General features: G+C 49.8%; 1 protein-coding gene. It reads right to left on the bottom strand.

All coding sequences use genetic code 11. From position 1 onward, the window contains the following. On the bottom strand, nucleotides 1-221 hold a 221-nt coding region (locus tag AB4512_RS25240), incomplete at both ends, for a chromate transporter (RefSeq protein ID WP_372176203.1).

The following is a 221-nucleotide window of genomic DNA, read 5'->3' as shown; positions in this document are numbered from 1 at the left end:
TGCCGAAAGTGGCGTCAGCTACAACCACGACCGCGAGTAGCTTAAGTCCGTGGATGATTGAAATGAAAAGCGGTGCTTCCAACAACTGGTTGCTCACTAAGGCCAATATCAACATTAGGATGACAGAAGGGGAGGTGAAGCCTACAAATGCGGCAATCGCACCGGTTAAGCCACCTTTTTTATAACCAACTGCGAAGCCAACCTGACTTGATCCTGGACCC

This window comes from Vibrio sp. 10N.222.52.B7 (genome assembly GCF_041474275.1).
Lineage (GTDB): Bacteria > Pseudomonadota > Gammaproteobacteria > Enterobacterales > Vibrionaceae > Vibrio > Vibrio crassostreae_C.
Note: the sequence above shows the minus strand (reverse complement) of the source record. Positions and strands in the feature narration are given on the sequence as shown.